Origin of the sequence: Pseudomonas sp. ADAK2 (assembly GCF_012935755.1) — a bacterium.
GTDB lineage: Bacteria > Pseudomonadota > Gammaproteobacteria > Pseudomonadales > Pseudomonadaceae > Aquipseudomonas.
Genome location: NZ_CP052862.1, coordinates 3,735,486 through 3,761,588, shown reverse-complemented (window position 1 = coordinate 3,761,588; position 26,103 = coordinate 3,735,486). Strand labels below are relative to the sequence as shown.

Annotated in this window: 18 protein-coding genes; 5 read left to right on the top strand and 13 right to left on the bottom strand. The window is 61.2% G+C overall.

The window, feature by feature from the left end; genetic code table 11:
• The first annotated feature begins 147 nt into the window (after positions 1-147).
• Positions 148-1,161, top strand: a complete 1,014-nt coding sequence (locus HKK52_RS17370) for an AI-2E family transporter (RefSeq protein ID WP_169371843.1) — start codon at positions 148-150, stop codon at positions 1,159-1,161.
• 178 nt (positions 1,162-1,339) lie between these two features.
• Here the strand turns inward: HKK52_RS17370 and HKK52_RS17365 are convergent, their stop codons facing one another.
• Positions 1,340-2,614, bottom strand: a complete 1,275-nt coding sequence (locus tag HKK52_RS17365; protein WP_169371842.1) for an Hsp70 family protein — start codon at positions 2,612-2,614, stop codon at positions 1,340-1,342.
• Between the two features lie 297 nt (positions 2,615-2,911).
• Between HKK52_RS17365 and HKK52_RS17360 the strand changes: the two genes are divergently transcribed.
• Both HKK52_RS17360 and HKK52_RS17355 read left to right on the top strand, forming a co-directional pair.
• Positions 2,912-3,859, top strand: a complete 948-nt coding sequence (locus HKK52_RS17360; protein WP_169371841.1) for a DnaJ C-terminal domain-containing protein — start codon at positions 2,912-2,914, stop codon at positions 3,857-3,859.
• Positions 3,860-3,886: 27 nt separating this feature from the next.
• Positions 3,887-4,192: a chaperone modulator CbpM gene (locus tag HKK52_RS17355; protein WP_054044061.1), complete on the top strand. Its 306-nt coding sequence runs from the start codon at positions 3,887-3,889 to the stop codon at positions 4,190-4,192.
• 151 nt (positions 4,193-4,343) lie between these two features.
• On the opposite strand, the gene HKK52_RS17350 is transcribed toward HKK52_RS17355, so the two are convergent.
• Positions 4,344-5,468, bottom strand: a complete 1,125-nt coding sequence (locus HKK52_RS17350; RefSeq protein ID WP_169371840.1) for a sensor histidine kinase — start codon at positions 5,466-5,468, stop codon at positions 4,344-4,346.
• A gap of 251 nt (positions 5,469-5,719) precedes the next feature.
• Between HKK52_RS17350 and HKK52_RS17345 the strand changes: the two genes are divergently transcribed.
• Positions 5,720-11,041 carry a dermonecrotic toxin domain-containing protein gene (locus tag HKK52_RS17345; protein ID WP_169371839.1) on the top strand — a complete coding sequence of 1,774 codons (5,322 nt, stop codon included), beginning with the start codon at positions 5,720-5,722 and terminating at the stop codon, positions 11,039-11,041.
• A gap of 53 nt (positions 11,042-11,094) precedes the next feature.
• Here HKK52_RS17345 and ureC read toward each other — a convergent pair whose 3' ends face one another.
• The 11 genes from ureC to urtA all read right to left on the bottom strand — a co-directional run bounded on the left by ureC (position 11,095) and on the right by urtA (position 21,316).
• Entirely contained in the window at positions 11,095-12,795 is a 1,701-nt protein-coding gene (gene ureC / locus HKK52_RS17340; RefSeq protein ID WP_169371838.1) for an urease subunit alpha, read from the bottom strand.
• 200 nt (positions 12,796-12,995) lie between these two features.
• Positions 12,996-13,304, bottom strand: coding sequence for an urease subunit beta (locus HKK52_RS17335; protein ID WP_109627750.1), 309 nt, complete (start codon positions 13,302-13,304; stop codon positions 12,996-12,998).
• Positions 13,301-13,837 carry a GNAT family N-acetyltransferase gene (locus HKK52_RS17330; protein WP_054044056.1) on the bottom strand — a complete coding sequence of 179 codons (537 nt, stop codon included), beginning with the start codon at positions 13,835-13,837 and terminating at the stop codon, positions 13,301-13,303. The genes HKK52_RS17335 and HKK52_RS17330 overlap by 4 nt, the downstream gene beginning before the upstream one ends.
• A gap of 6 nt (positions 13,838-13,843) precedes the next feature.
• A complete protein-coding gene (locus HKK52_RS17325; protein ID WP_169371837.1) occupies positions 13,844-14,377 on the bottom strand; it encodes a GNAT family N-acetyltransferase in 534 nt (177 codons plus the stop codon).
• Positions 14,378-14,386: 9 nt separating this feature from the next.
• A complete protein-coding gene (gene ureA, locus HKK52_RS17320) occupies positions 14,387-14,689 on the bottom strand; it encodes an urease subunit gamma (RefSeq protein ID WP_033055605.1) in 303 nt (100 codons plus the stop codon).
• Positions 14,690-14,773: 84 nt separating this feature from the next.
• Entirely contained in the window at positions 14,774-15,613 is an 840-nt protein-coding gene (locus HKK52_RS17315) for an urease accessory protein UreD (RefSeq protein WP_169371836.1), read from the bottom strand.
• Positions 15,614-15,643: 30 nt separating this feature from the next.
• Entirely contained in the window at positions 15,644-16,342 is a 699-nt protein-coding gene (gene urtE, locus HKK52_RS17310) for an urea ABC transporter ATP-binding subunit UrtE (RefSeq protein ID WP_169371835.1), read from the bottom strand.
• A gap of 130 nt (positions 16,343-16,472) precedes the next feature.
• Positions 16,473-17,342 (bottom strand): urea ABC transporter ATP-binding protein UrtD, encoded by an 870-nt coding sequence (gene urtD, locus HKK52_RS17305; protein ID WP_169371834.1) that lies wholly within the window; start codon positions 17,340-17,342, stop codon positions 16,473-16,475.
• A 10-nt stretch (positions 17,343-17,352) separates the two neighbouring features.
• The gene (gene urtC / locus HKK52_RS17300) at positions 17,353-18,432 is read right to left on the bottom strand and encodes an urea ABC transporter permease subunit UrtC (protein ID WP_169371833.1); all 1,080 of its coding nucleotides are present in this window, start codon (positions 18,430-18,432) and stop codon (positions 17,353-17,355) included.
• The gene (urtB, locus tag HKK52_RS17295) at positions 18,432-19,934 is read right to left on the bottom strand and encodes an urea ABC transporter permease subunit UrtB (protein WP_169371832.1); all 1,503 of its coding nucleotides are present in this window, start codon (positions 19,932-19,934) and stop codon (positions 18,432-18,434) included. The genes urtC and urtB overlap by 1 nt, the downstream gene beginning before the upstream one ends.
• A 116-nt stretch (positions 19,935-20,050) precedes the next feature.
• Positions 20,051-21,316: an urea ABC transporter substrate-binding protein gene (gene urtA, locus HKK52_RS17290; RefSeq protein WP_169371831.1), complete on the bottom strand. Its 1,266-nt coding sequence runs from the start codon at positions 21,314-21,316 to the stop codon at positions 20,051-20,053.
• A 291-nt stretch (positions 21,317-21,607) separates the two neighbouring features.
• Between urtA and HKK52_RS17285 the strand changes: the two genes are divergently transcribed.
• On the top strand, positions 21,608-26,098 hold the full coding sequence (locus HKK52_RS17285; protein ID WP_169371830.1) for a DUF4329 domain-containing protein: 4,491 nt from the start codon (positions 21,608-21,610) through the stop codon (positions 26,096-26,098).
• Positions 26,099-26,103 lie beyond the last annotated feature (5 nt).

The window sequence follows — 26,103 nt, the reverse complement described above, 5'->3', positions numbered from 1 at the left end:
ATGAACGATTACGCGGTCCGTCATTGGTATTGGCGGCGCACCCATCGCGGGCAAGCCTTGCCCCTACGGGTTATGCACAATCTCTAGTGCTGACCTCGGATCGCTGGCAGACTGCCCATCCTTTTACGCCGTTCGTTTTGAGGCTGTATGCCAACGTTTTCTCAACGTCACGTCTTACTGTATATCAGTTGGTTCATCATCTTCGGCGGGCTGCTGCTGGTGATCCCGCTGCGCCTGCTGCCCAGCCTGCTGGCCGGGTTGTTGGTGTTCGAACTGGTCAACATGCTCACGCCGCAATTGCAGCGGCTGATCGAAGGTCGCCGCGCCCGTTGGCTGGCGGTCGCGTTGCTGGGCACTTTGGTGGTCAGTGTGCTGGCGTTGATCTTTGCCGGTGCCATCAGTTTCCTATTGCACGAAGCGGAAAACCCCGGGGCTTCCCTCGACAAATTCATGCACGTAGTTGACCGCGCCCGCGGGCAACTGCCGCCGTTCATCGATGTTTACCTGCCGGCCAGCGCCGCCGAATTCCGCGTGGCCATCGGCGAATGGATGAGCAAGCACCTCAGCGACTTGCAACTGGTGGGCAAGGACGCGGCGCACATGTTCGTGACGTTGCTGATCGGCATGGTGCTGGGCGCGATCATCGCGTTGCAGCGGGTGCCGGACGTGACCAAGCGCAAGCCGCTGGCCGCCGCGCTGTTCGACCGCTTGCACCTGCTGGTCCAGGCGTTCCGCAACATCGTGTTCGCTCAGATCAAGATTTCCCTGCTCAACACCTTCTTCACCGGGATTTTCCTGGCGGTGATCCTGCCGATGTTCGGCATCAAGCTGCCGCTGACCAAAACCCTGATCGTCCTGACTTTCCTGCTCGGCCTGCTGCCGGTGATCGGCAACTTGATGTCGAACACCCTGATCACCATCGTCGGTTTGTCGCTGTCGATCTGGGTCGCCGTGGCGGCGCTGGGTTACCTGATTTTTATCCACAAGCTCGAATACTTCCTCAACGCGCGCATCGTTGGCGGGCAGATCAGTGCCAAGTCGTGGGAGTTGCTGCTGGCAATGCTGGTGTTCGAGGCCGCGTTCGGCCTGCCGGGGGTGGTGGCGGGGCCGATTTATTACGCGTATCTGAAGAGTGAGTTGAAGTTGGTGGGGATGGTTTGATTCGTTGTTGATGATCGTTCCCACGCTCCGCGTGGAAATGCCTCAAGGGACGCTCTGCATTTCAGCTCTTGAATGGGACGCGGAGCGTCCCGGGCTGCATTCCCACGCGGAGCGTGGGAACGATCAGTGGTCCTGTAGGAGCGAGGCTTGCCCGCGAAGGGCGCGACTCGGTTTCGGATCAGTCCATCGAGCCGTAACGCTTCATCGCCTCGATCGCCAAACCACTGCCGATACTGCCAAAAATATTCCCTTCCACATGCCGCGCGTTCGGCAGCATCGCCGAGACGCTGTTGCGCAGTGCCGGGATCCCGCTCGAACCGCCGGTGAAGAACACCGTATCCACTTGATCCACCCGCACGTTGGCATCGTTGAGCAGTTGCGTGACGCTGTTGCGCACGCGCTCCAGCAGGTTGTCGATGGCCGATTCGAACAGCGCCCGGGTCAGTTCCACGCTCAGGCCCGGTTCGATGCGGTCCAGCGGCACGTGACGGGTGTCGGCGTGGGTCAGCTGGATCTTGGTTTCTTCCACTTCCATGGCCAACCAGTGGCCGGCACGTTGGTCGATCAGCTTGAACAGGCGATCGATGCCGCCGGTGTCCTCGATGTCGTAGCGCATGCTGCCCAGGGCCAGGGTCGACTTCTGCGAGTACACCGAGTTGATGGTGTGCCAGGTCGCCAGGTTCATGTGGTGGCTGGTGGGCATGTAGGCGCCGCTCTTCATCCGGCTGCCGTAGCCGAACAGCGGCATCAGGCCTTGCAGGCTCAACTGCTTGTCGAAATCGGTCCCGCCGATGTGCACGCCGCCGGTGGCGAGGATGTCATCGTGACGGTTGTCATGCATCCGGCGCTCAGGGGACAGACGCACCAGCGAGAAGTCGGAGGTACCACCGCCGATGTCGACGATCAGTACCAGCTCTTCTTTTTCGATGGTCGACTCGTAGTCGAACGCCGCGGCAATCGGCTCGTACTGGAAGGACACGTCCTTGAAGCCGATGGCGCGGGCCACATCCACCAAGGTGTTTTCCGCTTCCTGGTCGGCCAGTTCATCATCATCGACGAAGAACACCGGACGGCCCAGCACCACTTCTTCGAATTCGCGACCAGCGGCGGCTTCGGCGCGCTTCTTCAACTGGCCGATAAACAGCCCAAGCAGGTCCTTGAACGGCATCGCCGTGCCGAGGACGCTGGTGTCGTGCTTGATCAGCTTGGAACCGAGCAGGCTCTTGAGCGAGCGCATCAGCCGGCCTTCGTAGCCTTCCAGGTACTCGTGCAGCGCCAGCCGGCCGTACACCGGGCGGCGTTCTTCGATGTTGAAGAAGACCACCGAGGGCAGGGTGATCTTGTCGTCCTCCAGCGCGATCAGCGTTTCCATGCCGGGGCGTAGCCAGCCGACGGTGGAGTTGGACGTGCCGAAGTCGATACCACAGGCACGGGCTGGGGATGCGTTTTTCATGTCTTTCGAGTTCCGGTTAAAAAACGGCCGCGCAGTGTATGTCAGTGCGGCGAAGATTCGAAGGCCGACTATCCGCTAAATCACCGTCAATAGCGCCTTGATAAGCGGGACCGATGCCCCAAACTTGTCTGCATCGACCCTGGCAGCCATTTGGCGGTCGCAAGAACCGCCCGCCGCTGCCGATAAACTTCTGATGCGCTGCCCGGTCACAACCTTGAGATCGGTCAACCCAGCGGCGCGTAATACGTGCATGCTGGGGCACGCGGCGCGATTTTGATAACGGATGGTGATCCTTAGATGGACTTCAAAGACTATTACAAGATTCTCGGTGTGGAGCCGACCGCGGACGATAAGACGATTAAAGCCGCCTATCGCAAGCTGGCCCGCAAGTACCACCCCGACGTCAGCAAGGAAAAGGACGCCGAGGCCAAGTTCAAGGACGCCTCGGAAGCCTATGAAGCGCTGAAAAGTGCCGACAAGCGCGCCGAATACGACGACTTGCGCAAATACGGCCAACACGGCCAACCGTTCCAGGGCCCGCCAGGCTGGCAGGGTCGTGGTGGCGGCGGTTTCGGTGGTGGTCAGGATACGGGCGATTTTTCGGACTTCTTCAGTTCGATCTTCGGCAGCCGTGGCCCTGGTTTTGGTGGTGGTGAGTCGCGTCGCAGTGCCGGACGTCGAGGGCAAGACGTGGAAATGGAACTCGGAATTTTTCTGGAAGAAACCCTCTCGAACGAATCGAAGAAGGTCACCTTCCAGGTGCCGCAGTACAACGCGGCCGGCCAGCATGTCAGCAACACCCCGAAAAGCCTGAACGTGAAGATCCCTGCCGGTGTGGCCGACGGCGAGCGTATTCGCCTCAAGGGCCAGGGCGCTCCGGGTACCGGGGGCGGCGCCAATGGCGACCTGTTCCTGATCATCCGTTTTGCCCCGCATCCGAAATTCGATGTGGAAGGCGAGAACCTGATCATCACCTTGCCGCTGGCGCCGTGGGAATTGGCGTTGGGCACTGAAGTGGCGGTGCCGACCCTCACCGGCAAGATCAATCTCAAGGTCCCGGCCGGCAGCCAGAATGGCCAGCGCATGCGCGCCAAGGGCCACGGCTTGCTGAACAAGAAGGGCGAACGCGGCTTCCTGTTCGTGCAACTCAAGGCTGTGATGCCGAAAGGCTCGGACGATGAGGTCAAGGCGTTGTGGCAAGAGCTGGCGAAGAAAGCCGCGTTCGACCCACGGGAAAACTTCTGATCCGCTAGAACCCTGGAGCTACTGACTATGAGCAGTCCCCTGATCGTTCAACTGGACATGGCAGAATTCTGTGAGGCGACCGATTTGTCGGACGTCTACGTGATCGAAATCGTCGAACACGGCATCCTCGAACCTCAGGGCTCCGCGCCCAAGGATTGGCGTTTCAACGATTATGAATTGGCACTGGCCAAGCGCGCCGCCAAGCTGCGGCGCGACCTGGAACTGGAATGGGAAGGCGTCGCCCTGGCGCTGGACCTGCTTGAGGAAGTGCAGCAGTTGCGGGCCGAGAACCGCATGCTCAAGCAGCGACTTGGACGGTTGGTCGTCGAATAAAAATGACGGCTGTACCCGACCCTGTAGGAGCTGTCGAAGGCTGCGATCTTTTGATCTTGATTTTCCATTGCCCTGCAGGGCGCCAAACATCAAAGGCAGGATCAAAAGATCGCAGCCTTCGGCAGCTCCTACAGGGCTGTTGTGACCCGTTTCAAACCTTGCGCGGCAACACCACCGTAAACAACGTCCCATCCACCTCATTGGAACTGACCTCAATCGTTCCCTGATGGGCATCCACCACTTCCTTGACGATAAACAGGCCCAGGCCAAGGCTGGTCGACGGCTGCCCGAGTTCTTCGTCGGCGCTGCGTACCAGTGGGTCGAAGATCGTGCCGATCGTGTCTTCCGGAATCGGTACTCCATAGTTATGCACCGTCAGGCGCACCGTGTCGGGCTCACCGCTGAGCACCACCGTGACGTCGCGCTTGTTCGCGCCATGCTGCAAGGCATTGCCGATCAGGTTTTGCAGCAACTGATTGATGCGCCCGACATCCCAGGTGCCTCGGGTATCGCCGTTCACGGTGATGGTCGGGTCGCATTCCGGGTTGCCGGCACAGGCCTGGGCAATCGCCTCATGCGCCGCGTCGGCCATGTCCATCGGCGCCGGCTCGATCGGCAGGCTCTTGCCCAGTCGGCTGCGTACCAGTTCCAGTAAATCGCTGACCATCACCGCCATGTGCCGGGTGCCACGCTTGATGTGGTGCACACAAGTCAGGGCGTCACCTTCGAGCTGTGTTTTGCGCAGCAGCAGTTCGGTGGACATGCTCACCGCCTGCAACGGCGCCCGCAGGTCGTGGCCGAGGATCGCGAGGAAGATATCCCGCGAATGGTTGACCTGCTCGGCATACGCGGCGGTGGATTCGGCCAGAGCTTCGTCGATGGCTTCGTTGAAGCGGATCATGTCCTGGAAATACGTCAGGTCCGGACTCTGCAGACTGTTGACCCACAGGCGAATGACGCTGGCGCGCAGATGCCGGAACTCGGAGGTCATCTGCACCAGGTCAAACCCGACGTTGTGCCGCAGTTCGCCATGGCTGGCAGCGGCCCGATCCAGGCTTGGGGTTTTCTCCGGCCCGTCGCCCATGGCCTTGGCCGCTTGTTCCTGGGCGGTCTGGGCGGTGGTCATATCCCGTGCGGCCGCCAGCAGGATGGCGCGGGCGTGATCGCGCAAGGTGGTGCGATCGAGGTTGTCGTCGGGGGTGATCGCACGGGCGAACTGCTCCCATTCATCAACGATATGATCAACCTCTACCACGATGAATTCGCTTAAGCGCATGGACGGTGTTCCCGAGCAGAAATGGCCGGTGATGGAGGTGCATATTAGCGCCTTCATGCCGGGGTAAACACCGTTGAATGCATGGGCTGCAGGAGAGTGGCCAGAGCGGGTGGTATTTATATATTTTCGGAATTCTAATAGTTGAAGTGTTGATGGGTTTTCAGGGTGTTTGTTCGCCGTTTTTTGATCTTTTGTTTTGGCGGGGTGTTGGCTAGCCTGATAAGCCAACAATGATCATGGAAGATTGTTATATGGCTGATGCGCAAGAAGTTGAAGGGCGTGAAGAATTATCTGTTTCCGGAACCCGTGAGCCTGGCATTCATTCGGATCACATCACGCAGGCGATCCTGAACTCGAAAGAAATGGCCCCGGCCCCCGGATTGTTGGCCTTTCAAGCCGCGCCAGGCGCATTTCCGGATTGGTACCTGAAGGCCCGAAAGATCGATCGCGATGAACTGAAGGATCTGTTCGGACGGCGATGGTTGCTGCAAGGCAAACTCGACAAGTTAATCAATAAACTGCAGCAGGATATTCGAAACTTCGCCGAGCCGCTGTTGTTGAAAGCCTTGAAGGACAATCTAAAAGTTGAACTGGATGTTCGAACGGCGGAACTGCGATTGTATGTACCGAATAAACTGATATTCGGCATCAGTACCGGCGCCAATCATTTCAAACAACTGACATTGCTTGATGCGGCCCTGCATAACTTCGAGGCCTCGGAAGCCGACGCCGGTGCGTTCAGTGACGGTTCCGGCGTGTTTACCCGGGATGCCGAGGGCGCACCGCTGCGCCACGCCATGACCGTCGAGCAGTTCGTCACCCTGTGCCGCTCGCTGGATATCGGTGCGCAATATCAAACGCATCTGAAAGCGATCCTGACACCGGCCGAGGCCACCGCCCGGGTTGAACTGCAAAAGCAGTCGGTGGCCAGCGACAAGGCGGCTTTCAAGCTGGCGGCCCTGGTCGCCCTGCTCAAGGGCGATATCACGTCCTATGGTTTCGGCAAAATGCTGCAGGTTCACGACGGGGCGCCGAATCGGGATCTGTATGGCGCGCCAATGCATTGCCATCGTTTGTCGTTGATGGGTTTCAGGCTCACCGGGATCGTGTTGTTCAGCGCCGTCAGCGATCCGACGCTGCTCAAACAGGCCATCGATGAGCTGACACCGCCGTTGCTGAAAACCTGGCTCGACTGGTCGCAGTGGTTGCCGGTGCTTCCTGGCCAGGATTACGAGCGGTTCAAGTTGCTCAAGGCGTTTTTCGCCAATGGTCCGAAAGGTGTATCCGAGGAGCTGCTGCGCAAGGACGATATTTATCAACAGAGCCGTGTCACCGGAAAGCTGATCGCCTACGTCCCGGACGATCCCGAGCATCCGATCAGGGAGTACGACTCGTTTACCGATTTCATGAAAACGCTGATCGGGCAGTTGCTCAGTCCCGACTATCAACAGTTTTTCAGCCGGTTTGTCGCCCAGGACGATAAGGGTGTGTTTTTCCGCCGGGTCAACGAGCGCCTCAAGACTTTCACCTGGAAACAGCGCGAACCTCTGGACATGGGGCCGTGGTGGCGCGAAACCGCAGTCGAGAATCCGAATCCGGAGCCGATCACCAACTTCATCGACGGCAACCTGTGGAGCGCACTGTTTACCCAGCGCCGGGATAAGGCGTTGGCCGATACCCGCCGCATCGCCGTGCCCACCGGCGACGAGGATGCGCAGAGCCGCTGGAAACGCCTGGCCAGCTACCTCGACATCGGCTGGAACATCTTCAACTTCGCCGCAATGCTGGTGCCGGGGTTGGGCGAGGCGATGCTCGGCATCATGGTGGCGCAACTGCTCGAAGAGCTGGCCGAGGGCCTCGAAGACTGGAGCAAGGGCGATCGCGACGAAGCCTCGGCGCACCTCACCTCGGTGCTGATCAACAGCGCGCAACTGGCGCTGATGGGCGCCGGGCATGTGCTGCCGTCGGGTCTGCCAACACCGATAAAAGCATCGCCGTTTGTGGATAGCCTCAAGGCTGTCGAACTGCCCGATGGCAAGGCCAGCCTGTGGAAACCTGATCTTGCCCCGTATGAGCGCACGCTGACGTTGCCCGAGGCGTCACGCCCCGATCAGCTGGGATTGCACCGACACGAAGGCCTGAAAGTGTTGCCGCTGGACAACAAACACTACGCATTGAAAGAGGATCCGAACACCGGTCGGCACCGCATCGAACACCCGACCCGTCCCAACGCCTACCAGCCGGAACTGGCGCATAACGGCGCCGGCGCCTGGAGCACCGAGCTGGAAGATCCGATGGCCTGGGACGCGGCCAGAGTCTGGCAGCGTCTTGGCCACTCGATGGACGAATTCTCCGCCGCGACACAAGCCCGGATCCGCACTGTCATCGGTGTCGATGACAATGTGTTGCGCAGGTTGCATGTCGAGCATGAAAGTCCGCCGCCGCTGCTCACCGACACGATCAAACGCTTCAAGGCCTATGCCGAGGCCGAGGACCTGGGCCGGCAGATTCTGGATAACCGGGTTGCCGAACCGCTGGAAGGGTTTTTGCCGACTTTTGTCACCGAGTTGCCGGGATGGCCGCAAACCCGGGCAGTAGCGCTGTTTGAAGATGAGTCCGCCGCCGGGCCGTCGATCACCTACGGCAATGTGGATGCCCCAGCGCAGCAAACCATCAGGATCACCCGCACCCAACTGCGCAACGGAAAACTGGCCGAGAGGGTGGTGGATTCCCTGGAGGAAAGCGAGATCCTGGCTATGCTGGGCCAGCGCGTGTCCTCGGTTCGGAGCGAACGTCTGGAAGCCTTGCGCGCACGTCTGGCGATGCATGCCGGGCGCCAGACTCGCCGGTTGTTCGACTCGTTGACCAGAACCGCTGAGGCGGCCGCTGGCCCGCGCCAGCTGCTGCTTCAACGTGACTATCCGCAGTTGTCGGGAAACGTCGCGCGGGACCTGTTGAGGCAATCCACGCCCGAAGACCTGCGCTTCATCGATGAAAAAAGTCGCTTGCCGCTGGGGATCGAGCAGCAGGCGCGGGGAGCCATGGCGCAGCTGCGTGTGGTTCGGGCCTACGAGGGTCTATATCTGGAAGAACTGAGAAACACCGACACGGAGCGCCTGGCATTGCATAGCATTGCCGGGTTACCAGGGTGGTCATCGAGGGTGCGCATCGAAGTCCGCGAGCTGTCTTTCAGCGGCGCGTTGCGCGACAGCGTCGGGCCGCCGGATGCGCCGATCCGCAAGGTGCTGGTGGTCGATGAAGAGGGGCTGTACGAAGCCCGGGATGCCCTCGATTTGCACCTGCACGGCGCCGACGATCTATACGGCGCGCTGCTGCACGCCTTGCCCGACACGGAACGCAAGGCGCTGGGCTACGAGATCAATCAGAAGGTGCAACTAAAAGCAACGGTGCTCAACAAACCGCTGCCCCATGACGCCCTGCAGCCGATCCTGGCGCAAAACCCCGTTCGAAAACCGCCCTACGATCCACGCACCATGCGCTTGAAGGGCGGGATGCAGGGTTATCCACAACAAGTGGAAAGCACCATCACGCGCGGCCGCCTCAAGCTGCGGGTGCGCAGGCTCTACCCCACGTTGCTCGACGTCGGCGTCGAAGAGTTGCTTGAGTCCTACGTGCAAATCGGCGGATCGGCCGAGGTCTGCCTGATTCATCTTGAGCGTGAGTTCAATGCCTTCAACACGCAATTCCAGCGCTGGATTGACTCGCCCACCGAGCACTGGCGGTTGTTGCCCGAGGGCGTGCAGGAGGTAACCGAGCGCAACCGGATCTATCAGACGCTGAAGCAATGCTGGCAACGAACCGGCCCCGCCCATTACGACGGTGCCGGTCGTTATCTGGGACAAAGCCTGAACCTGCGGGGCATTTCATTGCCGCGTCACCTGCGCACCATGCCGTTGCTGGAGGGCAACTTTGATCATGTGACCGAGCTGAATTTGCGTGACACCGGACTGACCAACGCCGAAGAGTTTTTCCTGAAGCCGTTTCGTCGGGTGCGCCTGCTGAACCTGGAAGAAAACCGCCTGACGCGGCTGCCCTTGCGGATCGGCAAACTGCGCCAGTTGACCGAACTGTCGGTCACGCGTAACCGGATTGTCCTGGGCGCGGACGACGTCGGCCGGCTCAAGCAACTGACCCGCCTGCACACCTTGGGCTTGGGTTCCAATCCTTTAGGGCGACTGCCCGACATCAGCCGCATGCCTGATCTGCACACGTTGATCCTCGCCGACACGGGCGCCAAAACCTGGCCGCCGGGGTTGTTTGAGCCGCGACGTCCTCGGCATTTTTACATGGAGTTGCAGTTGAACAAATTGACCAAGATCCCGGCGGTCGAGCCTGGTTCGGCCAGTGCCGAGTTGATCGCGCGGTCGGTGATCAGTCGGGAGCCTGAGTGGATCTCGGCGGATAACCTGGAAATTGTCAAAGGCTACATACGTTCGATGGGCATGGACCCTGATCGCCCGTTTCCGCCGCGAGGCGTGCGCGACAGCATCGACTGGGAGCAAGGCCTGAGCCGCTCGGAATGGGCGAGGAAGCAGCTCACCTGGAACGCGGTCGAGGACGAGTTTCACTCCCTGCGATTTTTTGAGGAGCTAAGGCAGCTGACCCGTTCGGCGGACTACACCGCCAGCCTCGACTACCGCGCCAACCTGACCCGTAAAGTCTGGCGCATGCTCGACGCCATGGCCGAGAACTCGGCGCTGCGCGAGCGGCTGTTTGCCATGGCAACCTTGCCGACGGCCTGTGTCGATGGCGGTACCGCGCTATTCAACGCGATGGGCGTGGAGGTGTTGATTCACGAAGCCTATGCGTTGGGCAACGAGGGTTTGATCGAAGCCGAACTGGTGAGCCTGGCACGAGGCAAGTCGCGGCTGGACGAGTTGCGCGCGATTGCCAGTCATTCGATCAGTGAGCGGATGCAGGCGGGTGAGGCGCTCAGGCAGGTGGACGCGGACGGTGATGTCATCGGCACGATTGATGAAGTCGAGGTGCATCTGGCGTACATGACTGACCTGGCCGAACGCCTTGAACTGCCCTGGCAGGCGCGTGGCATGCAATTCCGGCGTATGGCCGGGGTGACCCGCGCGATGATTGATGACGCTTACCAGCGTATCGAGGCCCTGGAAAAAGGCGAGCTGCTGACGGACTGGGTGCTGCAGCAGGAATTCTGGAAGACCTGGCTTGAGGAAGTGAACGCCGATGATTTCAAAGGGCTTGAGCGCAAGGTCGAGGCCATCACCGAGTTCTGGACGGCCCTCGATGAACGGGCGCAGCTTCAGGATCTGGACGGTCCGGAGGCCCTCAGTCTGGAGCAGCAACTCAAGGTGCTTGCCACGGAACTGGGCAAACCCGCCGAAGACATCGCCCCCGGTCGTGTCATGAGCGAGGACGAGTACAGCGCTGAACTGGCAGAAATCGCTGATGAGCAAAAGGCGCTGTTCAAGCGTCTGACCCGACAAGCCATTGACCGGGCCAAACTGCAACGGGTGGAGATTCCCTTTACCGTTGAGCCCACACCGATGCCGGACGAACCGGAGATCAATACACGGCTTTAAACGATTCACCCGCGACAAGGCATAGCGCCTTGCCGCGGGTTTTTTACATCACCTCAGAACAGGAAATAACGCTGGGCCATCGGCAGGATTTCCGCCGGTTCGCACCACAGCAATTCGCCGTCGGCCTTGACCTGATAGGTCTGTGGATCAACGTCGATGTTCGGCAGGTAGTCGTTGTGGATCAGGTCGGTTTTCTGCACGTCACGACAGCCCTTCACCACGGCGATTTTCTTCTTCAAACCCAGGGCTTCGGGCAATCCGGCGTCCTGCGCAGCCTGGCTGATAAAGGTCAGGCTGGTGGCGTGCAGCGAGCCGCCATAGCTGGCGAACATCGGGCGATAGTGCACCGGTTGTGGCGTCGGGATCGAGGCGTTGGCGTCGCCCATCAGGCTGGCCGCAATGGCGCCGCCCTTGAGAATCAGCGTCGGTTTCACCCCGAAAAACGCCGGACGCCAGAGTACCAGGTCGGCCCATTTACCGATTTCGATCGAGCCCACTTCATGGCTGATGCCGTGGGTGATCGCCGGGTTGATGGTGTATTTGGCGATGTAGCGTTTGGCGCGGAAGTTGTCGTTGCCTTCACCGTCCTGGGGCAGCGGGCCACGCTGTTTTTTCATCTTGTCGGCGGTCTGCCAGGTGCGGGTGATGACTTCGCCGACGCGGCCCATGGCCTGGCTGTCGGAGCTGATCATCGAGAACGCGCCGAGGTCGTGGAGGATGTCTTCGGCGGCAATCGTCTCGCGGCGGATGCGGCTTTCGGCGAACGCCACGTCTTCGGCAATGCTCGGGTCCAGGTGATGGCAGACCATCAGCATGTCCAGGTGTTCGTCGATGGTGTTGCGGGTGAACGGCCGGGTCGGGTTGGTCGAGCTCGGCAACACGTTCGGGAAGCCGCAGGCCTTGATGATGTCCGGCGCATGACCGCCGCCCGCACCTTCGGTGTGGTAGGTGTGGATGGTGCGGCCCTTGAACGCGGCGAGGGTGGTTTCGACGAAGCCGGACTCGTTGAGGGTGTCGGTGTGGATCGCCACCTGCACGTCGTACTGGTCGGCGACGCTCAGGCAGTTGTCGATGCTGGCGGGCGTGGTGCCCCAGTCTTCGTGCAGCTTGAGGCCGATGGCGCCGGCCTTGACCTGCTCGATCAATGGCTCCGGCAGGCTGGCGTTGCCCTTGCCGGTGAGGCCGATGTTCATCGGGAAGGCATCCGCCGCTTGAAGCATCCGCGCCAGGTGCCATGGCCCCGAGGTGCAAGTCGTGGCGTTGGTGCCCGTTGCTGGGCCGGTGCCGCCGCCGATCATGGTGGTGACGCCGCTCATCAGTGCTTCTTCGATCTGCTGCGGGCAGATGAAGTGGATGTGGGTGTCGATGCCGCCGGCGGTGAGGATCATGCCTTCACCGGCGATGACTTCGGTGCTGGCGCCGATGGCGATGGTCACGTCCGGTTGCACGTCCGGGTTGCCGGCCTTGCCGATGCCGGCGATGCGTCCGTCCTTGAGCCCGACATCGGCTTTGACGATGCCCCAATGGTCGATGATCAGCGCATTGGTGATCACCGTGTCGACCACTTCGGCCGCCAGTAATTGGCTCTGGCCCTGGCCATCGCGGATGACTTTGCCACCGCCGAATTTCACTTCTTCGCCGTAGGTGGTGAAGTCTTTTTCCACTTCGATCCACAGCTCGGTGTCGGCCAGGCGCACCTTGTCACCGACAGTGGGGCCGAACATGTCGGCGTAGGCTTGTCTTGAGATTTTCATGCGCATGCCTTGAGATTCAATTGTTTTTTAGACCGCTCGCGTAGCTCGCTATCGCAGCCTCGCTGCGCTCGACAGCTCCTACAGGCGTTGATCGTTCCCACGCTCTGCGTGGGAATGCCGCCATGGACGCTCTGCGTCCGCCGTTATGTGACGCGGAGCGTCACGGGATGCATTCCCACGCAGAGCGTGGGAACGATCAGTCAGTCGAGGTCACCCATGATCCGCCCGGCAAACCCGAACACCCGCCGATGCCCGGCCAAATCCACCAGCTCGACTTCGCGACTCTGCCCCGGCTCAAAGCGCACCGCTGTGCCGGCCGGGATGTTCAGGCGCATGCCGCGGCTGGCGGCGCGGTCGAAGGTGAGGGCGTCGTTGGTTTCGAAAAAATGGTAATGGGAGCCGACCTGGATCGGCCGGTCGCCGCTGTTGGCTACCTTCAGGCTGACGGTGCGGCGGCCAACGTTGAGTTCGATGTCGCCGGGCTGGATCTGGTATTCACCGGGAATCATCCATTCACTCCTTGCAGAATCTTGTAGTAGAGAGCGGTCGGCCGATAGTTGCCGGCAGGGTCGCAAGCGTAGTCGGGGATTTGACCGGCGCGGGTGTAACCCAGCGCTTTGTAGAAGTCTTCGGCAGGGGAGCCGGCCTCGGTGTCCAGGTAAAGCATGCCGCGCTTGTGCTGGCGGGCGGCGAGTTCCAGGGCGCTCATTAATTGCTGGCCCAGTCCACGGCGACGCGCGTGCTCGCGCACCAGCAATTTCTGCACTTCGGCGCGGTTCAGGCCATTGGCTTTCTGGCACAGCGTCAGTTGCACACTGGCTTGCACCTGCTCGTCCTTGACCACCACCCACAGCAGCACATTGCCCTTGTTCAAATTGGCCTGGACCTCATCGAAATAGGCCCGGGCCTGGGTGGCATCGAGGTCGGCCATGAAACCGACGCTGGCGCCATAACCCACGGCATCCAGCAGCAAATCGATCAAACCCTGGCGATAGTGCGCAAAGCTTTCAACATTCACGCGGCGCAGTTGGGCGGCGTTCATCGGGTGTCACTCCTTGTGGGCCCCGGGCGGCATGGCACCCGGGTCGAGGGTCAGTTGCATGAAGGTCAGGTCCAGCCAGCGGCCGAACTTGGTGCCTACTTGCGGCATTTGGCCGGTGACGACGAAACCGGCGCGATCGTGCAATCGAATCGATGCACCATTGCCGCTTTCGATGGCGGCGACCATGACGTGCTTGTCGCAGCCCTTCGCGCGTTCGATCAACTCGGCCATCAATTGCGGGCCGAGGCCGTTGCCGCGCTGGTCGCTGCGCACGTAGACCGAATGCTCGACGGTGTGGCGAAACCCGTCGAACGGCCGCCAGTCGCCAAATGAAGCGTAGCCCAGCACGGTGTTATCACCGTCGACGATCACCAGGATCGGATAACCCTGGGATTGCCGGGCGCTGAACCACGCCTGGCGGTTGCCCAGGTCCACGGCCTGTTCGTTCCAGATCGCGGTGGTGTTGAGCACCGCATCGTTGTAGATGTCGCGGATCGCCGGCAGGTCGGCGTGCAGCGCATCGCGAATGAGATAAGTCATGGCGCGGCCTCAGGCGATCGGTTGGTGGACGGTGACCAGTTTGGTGCCGTCGGGGAACGTCGCTTCGACCTGGATCTCCGGGATCATTTCCGGGATGCCTTCCATCACTTGTTCGCGGCTCAGCAGGGTGGTGCCGAAGTGCATCAGCTCGGCCACGGTGCGACCGTCACGGGCGCCTTCGAGCAGCGCCGCGGAGATGTAGGCCATGGCTTCCGGGTAATTGAGTTTCACGCCGCGAGCCAAACGCCGCTCGGCGACGAGGCCGGCGGTGAAGATCAACAGCTTGTCTTTTTCGCGTGGGGTCAGGTCCATCGTTTGGAATCCATATCGGCAGATAAAAGGTCACTACAACCCTGTAGGAGCGAGCGGGCGGCGTTCCTACAGGGGGATTGTGTTTCAGGTGCTCCATATCCGGGGCGAGACGGCTTCACGGCCGAGCAGCGCCGGCCGCAGCAGGCGCCACAAATCAATCAGCCAGCCCCGCGCCAGCAGCGCTTCACTGGCCAGGCACCGCGCCACCAACAGCCCCGGCAACTGGCTCAAATCCCCGCGCACGTCATTGGGCAGTGAGCGGCAACGCTCCAGCAAATCGCTATCAATCTCCCCGGTTACCAGCAACGTCGCAAACACCGGCTGACCATCAAGCCCAATCGGCGAGTCGAGCAAACCATCACCCCCGACAATGCGCTGGCGTTCGTGCCAGAGCAACTGGCCGTCGCGACGGATATCCAGGTGTGATTGAAAATGCCCGAGGTCAAACCGCTCGCCGCTGGCCGGGCGACCCAGCGCCACCACGTCCCAGTAGAACAACCGCGCATCGCCTTCAAGGTCGATCGAGGTGCTGAGTTCGGCCTGGGCGGCGCTGAAGATGATCGTCTCCTGGGGCAGCCATTCCAGTGTCGCACCGGCCGCCACTTTCAACTCCAGCTGCTGATAAGCGGGGCCGGCGGCGCGATACCACTTGGCGGCGCCAGGGCTGGTGATCTGCGCCCAGGCATCGGCGCCGACGCTGGCAGCGATGTCCAGCCGATCACCACCGGCAATCCCGCCCGGCGGGTGGACGATGATGTGCTGGCACACCTCGGGCCCTTCGGCGTACAGGTGCTTTTGCACCCGCAACGGACCTTTATGCCGGCGCTGGACCGGGCGCGTGCTGTCGCCAAAACGGGCATAGCCCAGCTCCAGCTCGGCGTGCCAACTCGGGGTAAACAGGACAGTGGGTAAAGGTAAATTCATGATTTCTAATGATCGTTAGGACGCTACAGGTTAGATCGTAACCAGACCGCGCACACCTTCGGCTTCCATATTTTCACCGCGACCCTGTTGCACGATCTCGCCCCGGGACATCACCAGGTATTGATCGGCCAGTTCGGCGGCGAAATCGTAAAACTGCTCCACCAGCAAAATCGCCATGTCGCCCCGGGCCGCAAGCTTCTTGATCACCGCGCCGATTTCCTTGATCACCGACGGCTGGATGCCTTCGGTGGGTTCGTCGAGGATCAGCAGGCGCGGGCGGCTGGCCAAGGCTCGTCCAATCGCCAATTGCTGCTGCTGGCCACCGGACAAGTCCCCGCCACGGCGTTGCTTCATTTGCAGCAACACCGGGAACAGCTCGTAGATGAAGGCCGGGACTTCCTTGGCCTCGCTGCCGGGGAAACGCGACAGGCCCATCAGCAGGTTTTCTTCCACGGTCAGCCGCCCGAAAATCTCCCGGCCCTGGGGCACGTAGGCGATCCCGGCGTGGACCCGTTGGTGCGGCTTGAAGGTGGTGATCGGCTTGCCTTCCCAGTTCACCGCGCCTTCCTTGGACGGCAGCAGGCCCATCAGGCATTTGAGCAGGGTGGTCTTGCCCACGCCGTTGCGCCCGAGCAGGCAGGTGACTTCGCCGACCTTCACCTCAAACGAGAGGCCGCGCAGGATGTGGCTACCGCCGTAGTACTGATGCAGCTTGTCGACTTGCAGCATTTCGAATTCTCCTTAAGCGATCGTTCCCACGCTCTGTGTGGGAATGCATCCCGTGACGCTCCGCGTCACATAATGGCGGACGCGGAGCGTCCATGGCGGCATTCCCACGGGTCGCGTGGGAACGATCATCTCAGCGGCCGAGGTAAACCTCGATAACGCGCTCATTGTCCTGCACCTGCTCCAGCGACCCTTCCGCCAGCACGCTGCCCTGGTGCAACACGGTGACGTGGTCGGCAATCGAGCCCACAAACCCCATGTCGTGTTCCACCACCATCAGCGAATGCTTGCCGGCCAGGCTTTTGAACAGCTCGGCGGTGAATTCGGTTTCGGCGTCGGTCATGCCCGCCACCGGCTCATCGAGCAGCAGCAATTGCGGGTCTTGCATCAGCAACATGCCGATTTCCAGAAACTGCTTCTGCCCGTGAGACAACAAGCCTGCCGGGCGATTGACCGAGGTGGTCAGGCGAATGGTTTCCAGCACTTCGCTGATGCGATCTTTTTGCTCGCCGCTCAAGCGCGCCCGCAAACTGGCCCACACCGACTTATCGGTTTTCTGCGCCAACTCCAGGTTTTCAAACACGCTCAAGGCTTCGAACACCGTCGGTTTCTGGAACTTGCGCCCGATGCCAGCCTGGGCGATTTGCACTTCGCTCATCTGCGTCAGATCCAGGGTTTCGCCGAACCAGGCCTTGCCGTGACTCGGGCGAGTCTTGCCGGTGATCACGTCCATCAGCGTGGTCTTGCCCGCGCCGTTGGGGCCGATGATGCAGCGCAATTCGCCGACGCCGATGTACAGGTTCAGATTGTTCAGCGCCTTGAAACCGTCGAAGCTGACGCTGATGTCTTCCAGGGTCAGGATCGTGCCGTGGCGGGTATCCAGACCGGGGCCGACACTTTGGCCAAAGCCGATGTTGTCGCGGCTGGTGCCCGCGTCCTTGTTCGGTTCCACCGGGAAAAACGCCGGTTCGAGCATAAATTCCGCCGTCGCAGTGACTCTCATTTTACAAGCCTCATTGTTCGCCCCTTTTCTTCAGCAGCCCGATCACGCCTTTAGGCAGATACAAGGTCACAACGATGAACAGCGCGCCGAGGAAAAACAGCCAGTATTCGGGAAACGCCACGGTGAACCAGCTCTTCATCCCGTTGACCACGCCCGCGCCGAGCAACGGCCCGATCAGTGTGCCGCGACCGCCCAATGCCACCCACACGGCGGCTTCAATCGAGTTGGTCGGCGACATTTCGCTCGGGTTGATGATCCCGACTTGCGGCACATACAACGCCCCCGCCAGCCCACACAACACCGCGCTCAACACCCACACGAATAGTTTGAAACCACGCGGGTCGTAGCCGCAAAACATCAGGCGGTTTTCCGCATCCCTTAGCGCCGTCAGCACGCGGCCGAACTTGCTTTGCGCCAGGCGCCAACCGATGAACAGGCTCGCCACCAGCAACATCACCGTGGCAAAAAACAACACCGCGCGCGTCCCCGGTTCGGTGATGCCGAACCCGAGAATAGTGCGGAAGTTGGTAAAGCCGTTGTTGCCACCAAACCCGGTTTCGTTGCGGAAAAACAGCAGCATGCCAGCGAAGGTCAGGGCCTGGGTCATGATCGAGAAATACACGCCCTTGATCCGCGAGCGGAAGGCGAAAAAACCGAACACCAGCGCCAGCAATCCCGGCGCCAGCACCACCAGACACATGGCCCAGAGGAAGCTACTGGTGCCGGTCCAGTACCACGGCAATTCAGTCCACGACAGGAAGGTCATGAAGGCGGGTAGCGCATCCCCCGAGGCTTGGCGCATCAGGTACATGCCCATCGCATAACCGCCGAGGGCGAAGAACAGACCGTGGCCGAGGGACAACAGGCCGGCGTAACCCCAGACCAGATCCAGGGCCAGGGCGACAATGGCGTAGCAGAGGATCTTGCCCACCAATGTCAGCGTGTACGCCGAGACGTGAAAAACGCTGACGGGCGATAGCAGCGACATCAACGGCAGCGCCAGCAACAAAACAAGGATCACTGCGCCGACGGCAACCGTGACCCTCGGGCCGGCCTTTTGTGTGGCGGTAACGAGCAGGGGCTGGTTCATCAGTCGATCACCCGTCCTTTCAGTGCGAAGAGGCCTTGCGGACGTTTCTGGATAAACAGAATGATCAGCGCGAGGATCAGGATTTTGCCGAGCACCGCACCGATCTGCGGTTCGAGAATTTTGTTGGCGATACCCAGGCCGAACGCGGCGAGCACGCTCCCGGCCAACTGCCCGACACCGCCGAGCACCACCACCAGGAACGAGTCGATGATGTAGCTCTGGCCGAGGTCCGGGCCGACGTTGCCGATCTGGCTCAGGGCTACGCCACCGAGCCCGGCGATGCCCGAGCCGAGGCCGAAGGCGAGCATGTCCACGCGCCCGGTCGGCACGCCGCAGCAGGCGGCCATGTTGCGGTTCTGGGTAACGGCGCGCACGTTCAGACCGAGGCGCGTCTTGTTCAGCAGCAGCCAGGTCAGCACCACCACAAACAAGGCGAAGGCGATGATCACAATGCGGTTGTAAGGCAACACGAGATTGGGCAGCACTTGAATCCCGCCCGACAACCACGCCGGGTTGGCCACTTCAACGTTCTGCGCGCCGAACACCAGGCGCACCAATTGAATCAGCATCAGGCTGATGCCCCAGGTGGCGAGCAGGGTTTCCAGAGGGCGGCCGTAGAGGTGACGAATCACCGTGCGCTCCAGCGCCATGCCGATGGCGGCCGTGACGAAAAACGCCACCGGCAACGCGATCAACGGGTAGAACTCGATGGCTTGCGGGGCGAAGCGCTGGAACATCAGCTGCACCACGTAAGTCGAGTAGGCACCGAGCATCAGCATCTCGCCGTGGGCCATGTTGATCACGCCGAGCAGGCCGAAGGTGATCGCCAGACCGAGTGCCGCGAGCAGCAGAATCGAACCCAGCGACATGCCACTAAAGGCTTGGCCAAGCATCTCGCCAATCAGCAGTTTGCGTTTGACCTGGGCCAGGCTGGTTTCGGCGGCGGTGCGTACACCGGCGTCAGCCTCGACGCCGGGCTCGAGCAAGCCTTCGAGGCGCGTGCGCGCCAGTGGATCACCGGTTTCACCGAGCAGGCGCACAGCGGCGAGGCGCACGGCCGGGTCGCTGTCCACCAGTTGCAGGTTGGCCAGCGCGAGGCTCAACGCGGCGTGAACGCTTTCGTCTTTTTCGCCAGCCAGTTGCTGGTCGAGGAATTTCAGCTGCGCCGGTTTGGCGCTTTTCTGCAATTGCTGTGCGGCGGCCAGACGGATTTTCGGGTCGACGGCGAGCAATTGATGGCTCGCCAACGCGGTGTCGATCAGACCCCGCAGGCGGTTATTCAGGCGCAGGGTTTTCGGTTGGCCGTCGACGGTCAGTTCGCCTTGTTGCAGGGCGTTGATCAGTTCGACACGGGCCGGATCGGGCTGCGCGGCCCAGGATTCCAGGAGTTTTGCCTGCTGCACGGGATTGGCCGCGACGAAGTCTTCGGCGTCGCCTGCATGGGTGGCCATCGGCAGGAACAGCGCGAGGGCGAGGATAAAGCGGTAGAGGGCGGTGGGCATGTCATTGGCCTTGCGTATTGATCGTTCCCACGCTCTGCGTGGGAATGCAGCCCGGGACGCTCCGCGTCCCCAAGGCGGACGCAGAGCGTGGGAACGATCAGGCTGTGCGGGGTGGCTTAGTTGCTCTTCACCGCATAATCCGGCTTCTTGTCGTTCCCCGCGATAAACGGGCTCCACGGTTCGGCACGGATCGGCCCTTCGGTTTGCCATACAACGTTGAACTGACCGTCCGCCTGAATCTCGCCGATCATCACTGGCTTGTGCAGGTGATGGTTGGTCTTGTCCATGGTCAGGGTGTAGCCGGACGGCGCGGCAAACGTCTGGCCAGCCAGGGCTTCGCGGACTTTGTCGACGTCGGTGGACTTGGCTTTCTCAGCCGCTTGCGCCCACATGTGGATGCCGACGTAAGTGGCTTCCATCGGGTCGTTGGTCACCGCTTTGTCGGCGCCCGGCAGGTTGTGTTTCTTGGCGTAGGCTTTCCAGTCGGCGACGAATTTCTTGTTCTGCGGGTTCTCCACTGATTCGAAGTAGTTCCACGCCGCGAGGTTGCCCACCAGCGGCTTGGTGTCGATGCCGCGCAGTTCTTCTTCGCCGACCGAGAACGCCACGACTGGCACGTCGGTGGCTTTCAAACCCTGGTTGGCCAGCTCTTTATAGAACGGCACATTGGAGTCGCCGTTGACCGTGGAGATGACGGCGGTCTTGCCACCGGCCGAGAATTTTTTGATGTTGGCGACGATGGTCTGGTAATCGGCATGGCCGAACGGGGTGTAGACCTCTTCGATGTCCTTGTCCGCCACCCCTTTGGAATGCAGGAACGAGCGCAGGATTTTGTTGGTGGTGCGCGGGTAGACGTAGTCGGTGCCGAGCAGGAAGTAGCGCTTGGCGCTGCCACCTTCTTCGCTCATCAGGTATTCCACGGCCGGAATCGCCTGCTGGTTCGGCGCCGCACCGGTGTAGAACACGTTCGGCGACATCTCTTCGCCTTCGTACTGCACTGGGTAGAACAGCAAGCCGTTGAGTTCTTCGAACACCGGCAACACCGATTTACGCGACACTGAGGTCCAGCAGCCGAACACCACGGCGACTTTGTCCTGGGTCAGCAACTGCCGGCCCTTTTCGGCGAACAGCGGCCAGTTCGACGCCGGGTCCACCACTACCGGTTCCAGCATCTTGCCGTTCACGCCGCCCTTGGCGTTGATTTCGTCGATGGTCATCAACGCCATGTCTTTAAGGGAGGTTTCGGAGATCGCCATGGTCCCGGACAACGAATGCAGGATGCCGACCTTGATGGTCTCGGCGGCCTGGACCGTCCAGGCCATGCCCATCGCGGCAATGCTTGCCGTAAGTGTGAAAGCCTTGATCAAGCTGCGACGCTTCATTGTGCGATCTCCATGAACATTAATATTTTTTTTTGATTGGCAGAGGCGGACTACTGAAGGCTGTTTTGCAAGGGCTGTGCCCGGTCGGCGTTTGGCAGGCAAATGTCGTGTTAGAGCGGTCGCACGGGGATAGCGGCGCACCAGGAAGGAACGCTGAGGATGCACGGGTGCGTCGAGGTGCGCCACATTGGGGCGCGGTCGAGGAGGGCGCGGTGACGATGCGATAAATATGTACCGCACGCAGTGCTCACGGATGTTGATCATGAAGGCTCTTTTTCAGGTGAGCAGCGCATGGACAGCACTTCTACCCCAACCCCTTCCTTCCCCGCCCTCGGGCCGATTTTCATCAGTGCGGACGACGCGGCGTACTGGGTTCACCGTCAGATTGGTAGCCGCCGCGACCGGGCCTATGGCGGCGTCATCGTGCAGCGTGGCGATGGCAAGTTCCGGCCGACGTTGCCCGCGGCCGGGCGTATGGGCCAGTTCGATTTCGATTCGATTCTGGCGCCGGAAACAACGCCTGAAGGCTACAGCGGCGTGGCCTATTACATGTCCCACAGCGCCGATCACGCCGAGGTGCAACGCTTGCATCCGGACTGGACCGCCGAGCAGGTCAAGTTGTACCTCGGTTTCTTTTCCCGAGGGCATTTGTTGAGTCATCTGCAGGACCCCGGCGCCTATGGCCAGCGGCATTATCTGTCCGGCCCCGACGGTTCGTTGATCAAATATGAATCCACCGAGCCGGTGGAGGAGAAGAAACTCTTCGCGCCCGGCTTCAAGCCCTTCGGCCCATTCAGTGACGTCGAACAGCTGATCCGGCAGGTAGCGCAGGTCGGCACCTTGAGTGTGTTGGTGGCCAATGCCCAGTGGGGTGGTAAACCCGGCGCAGTCCCGATCAATTGGACCCTGGGCACGGCGGTCACGCTCTGGCCACTGCCTGAGGCGCAGCCGTTTTTTGCCCCAGTGTCTGACCAGGCAGGCAACGCCATCGCAGTGGCCAGCCAGGGAGTCCATCCGCCAACCGGCAGTGTTTACCTGGGGTTTGTATTGCGCTCCGGTTCGGAATGCATCGCCACCTATCCGGTCGAGTCCAGCTCACCGGATGTTGCGCTGGTGAACACGTTTCCGATGACGGCCAATCGCAAACTCGAACCGCTGCTCGACTTCATCCTCGATGGCATTTATTTCCTGTCTCGACCGGACCACACCCAGAGCGCCCGCGAGCCGTGGTTGTACGAGCGTTTTTTTGCCCCGCAGGACCTGGCTGCCGGCATCCGTTTTTCCAAGCGCGATGTGCATCGCCAGGAGTACGAGGATTACTTGAAGGTGTACGCCCTGACGCAGGACGACGCGGTGTTGCAATACCAGCCTTCCATGCACATCCGGGAAGCCCCGCTGGAGGACAGTGCGGCGCTCAATGCGCAATTGAAGGCCGGTACGCGCTTGCCGGGGGATTACGTCCGGCAAGTTGCGGCGGCGGGCGAGTTGTCGGTGCTCAGGGGCAGTGCGTTGTGGGACGTCATTGGGCGCGTGGGTCCGGACTGGTTGCCTTACGCCGGCTCTCGGCGCGTCAGCCCGACGTTTGTCACGGCCGACGATGCGGCTCGTTATGCCCATGGGCATATCGGCAGCCAGCGTGATCAGGGCTATGTCGGCCTGATTCTGCAGGACGCCGATAAGCGTTTTGTCGCGACCCGGCCGGTTGTCTCCGCAAGCCCCAGGTTTACTCTGGACCGGCTATGTCCGCGGGAGGCCGACGGTTCGCCAATCATTCTGGCCGAGGGTTACTCGCTCCACGGGATGTACGCTTCGCGCTGGCCGGCAGATGCCAGGCGTGTGATCCGTAGCGAGCAAAAGGAGCGGCAGACCGCGGAGCAGATGTTCACCGACGAAGACATTCGCAGTGTGCTGGAGGCGCGCAAGCACGTGGCGGCGTTCTATCTGTGCGGCTCGGCGGACAGTCTGTTGCTGTATCGCCCGGATGAGCGACAGCTGACAGCAATTGAGCAGTTGCAGGCTCGAGTCGCGGTGCAGGCTGACGGCAACACCCTCGTCGGCCGTGAATTGGCGGCCAATACGCTGGAGCCAAGCGCCCTGGTGGCGGAACTGGCCGGCACCGGTGAGTTGCGAGTGGTGGTGGGCAACGACGTGTGGGGGCCGCGAGGCACGGTGTTCGATGACAACCCGTCTACCAACGCGCCGGTGTTGGGCGCAGTTTTCGCCACCGTCGAACAAGCGGTACTGGCTGCCCGCGACCACGGCCGGCTCGATTACCGCGCGGCGTCTTCGGGGCTCGGGTTTGTTCTCAAGCACAAGCAACGCGAAGATTTTGTGGTCACTGAAACCGTGTCGGCCGGGCGCCTGGATGAGCTGAACCGGGCGAGTGATTTCGGCGCCCCGGTGTTGATCGATGAGTACCGCACCCATTGCGTCTATTACGTGGCGCAATGGCTTGCCAAAGGCTTGTCCACCGCAGACGCCTGGTTTGCCCGGCACTTCATGCCCATCACCGATCTGGTGGCAGCGATCTACGACGACAAGGCGACGCAACGCCTGCGTCATCACCAGGATTTGAACATCTATATCGCGACGCTGGACGGGGCCTTGCTGCGTTACCGCTATTCGACGACGTCCAACCGGTTTGATCAAAAAGGCGCGCAGGAATTGTTGTCGCTGCTGGCCAATGACACGCCACCTTTCACCAGGATCATCCAACTGATTGCCAGGGCCGGGGCGCTGGAGGTGTTGCGCACCAGTGAACTGTGGGACGAGCCGGGCATTGTCGGTGCCGGGTGGAAGCCCTATGCGCTGATCCAGCGTCGTACCTTGAGTCCGGCGTTCCTCTGGCAGGATGACGCCGCACGCTATGCACTGGCGCAGTTGGGCCAGCGACGGGACCGGATCTACGGTGGCCTGGTGCTGCGCCGGGCGGATGGTTTGTTTGTCGCGACATTGCCGGTGGCGGTGGATGTCGAAGACTTCCCGGTCGGTTGGATTCGACTCAATGAACTGGCGGACAAAGGGTTGTTCCTGGCCGGAAGTACGGTGGTCGCCCGTTATCATTCCCGGGTGGCGGTGGAGCCGGTCTTCGCGCTGTCGGCCCAGGAACGTGACGTCTACCACAACATGTTTTCCACCGATTTCCTTTCAGCCATTCTGCCAAGTCCCGGGTTGTCTCCCTCTCAGTCGCCCGGCAAGGAATACCTGATGGGGCTCGATGGCAGCCTGATCAGCTACACCCTGTGGGGCAATGCCGCCGAGAAACAACTGGCCCAGGCGTTGGCATCGCCCAGCCCATTGCAACGTCGACAAAACCCTATCGAACTGCAGATGCGCAGCGGCGCACTGGCCCCGAGCGAGTACGTTAATCAAGTGGCCAGGGCGGGGCGTTTGCAGGTGGTGCAGGGCAGCCGTCTGTGGGGCGAGCCGAAACGGGTGGCCGGGTGGGTGGCCTACCCGACTGTCATTGCGACGACGCTGCAACGGTTTGCCGTGGCCGATCCGGCGTTAAGCCCGGTCTTTACCCAAATGGACGACGCCATGCGTCATGTTCATCGAACGGCGGGCGCGCGGGATAGCCTGAGCTTCGGCTTTGTCCTCAAGTCGCTGAGCGCCGAACGCTATGTGACGACGCTGCCTGTCGCCGGAGGGCAGGGCAGCCTCACGGTCGAGCGGGTTTTCGCCCAGGGATTGCTGCCACTGGGCTATGGCGTCGAGGGCCTTTATCTGTGCTTGCCGACCGGTCCGGGGCAACTGTCCGCTGACTTGAACCGCAGCTTCATCTCGCCGCAGGATCTGGTTCGCGGACTCGACGCCATCAGAGTGTCCACGGCTCAAGGCGACACGTATCTCAAGCTCTACCTGTCCTGTGCCGACGACGCCCTGTTGCGATACGAACCGCTGACGTTGGCGACCGAATGGGGCAGTTTTCCTGCCACGAGCGCCTATGGGAAAAAGCTGAAAACCGGGCAGGAGCCGCTGCTTGAATACCTGCGCAAGGTGATCAGCAACGGTGAGCTGCGGGTGGTGGTGCGCAGTGTTTTCTGGTCACCATTCAGGGTGAACGCCAAAGGTGTGAAAAGCGGTATCGGATTGGTGCGTTGGCCGCGTGACAACCGCGTCGCCCTCGGGCCGATCTTCGCCCATGCCGATGATGCGGCACGCTCGAGTCAGCAACAGGTCGGCGCGTATGTGGGCCAGCAGTACCTGGGCGGTGTTCTGGTGCATCAGGCTTCGGCATCGTTTGTGCCCATCGAACCGCTGGACGATGGCCCCGACAATGACGCCGCCACCCGGCTGTTCTACTCGGGGCCTGGCGGGCCGATTGCCCCGGTGACCGGGCCGGGCTCGCAACCGTTGCCGTTGCCGGTGTTTCCTCAGGACTACAAAGTGACGGGGGTTCATCAGTTTTACAAAGCGGTGGAGGTGGTGGTGGAGCAGCCCGGCGCTTTCGATCGGCAACTGATGGACAACTTGGCGCTGGCCGACCTGAAGTTCAGCACCGAGGTCTTGCAGAAAAACGGCGTGCCGGGTTCCAGTTGCTACCTGACCTGTCGCGGTGGCGCCTTGCTCAAGTTCACGCCCAATTACACGACGGGCGAGGCGACGATTCTCGAGGAGGGTTTGAACGCCGGCGTCAGCGGGTTTCTCACCACTCTGCTGGGTGTCAGCAAGTTGCAGGTCTTGGAGGTCGATCGGTTCTGGACGCGACTCGGTCCGGTGAGTCCGATGTGGTTGCTGTCCAGGCAAACGCCAGCCAAGCCCGGCCATGATGAGCTCTGACCATT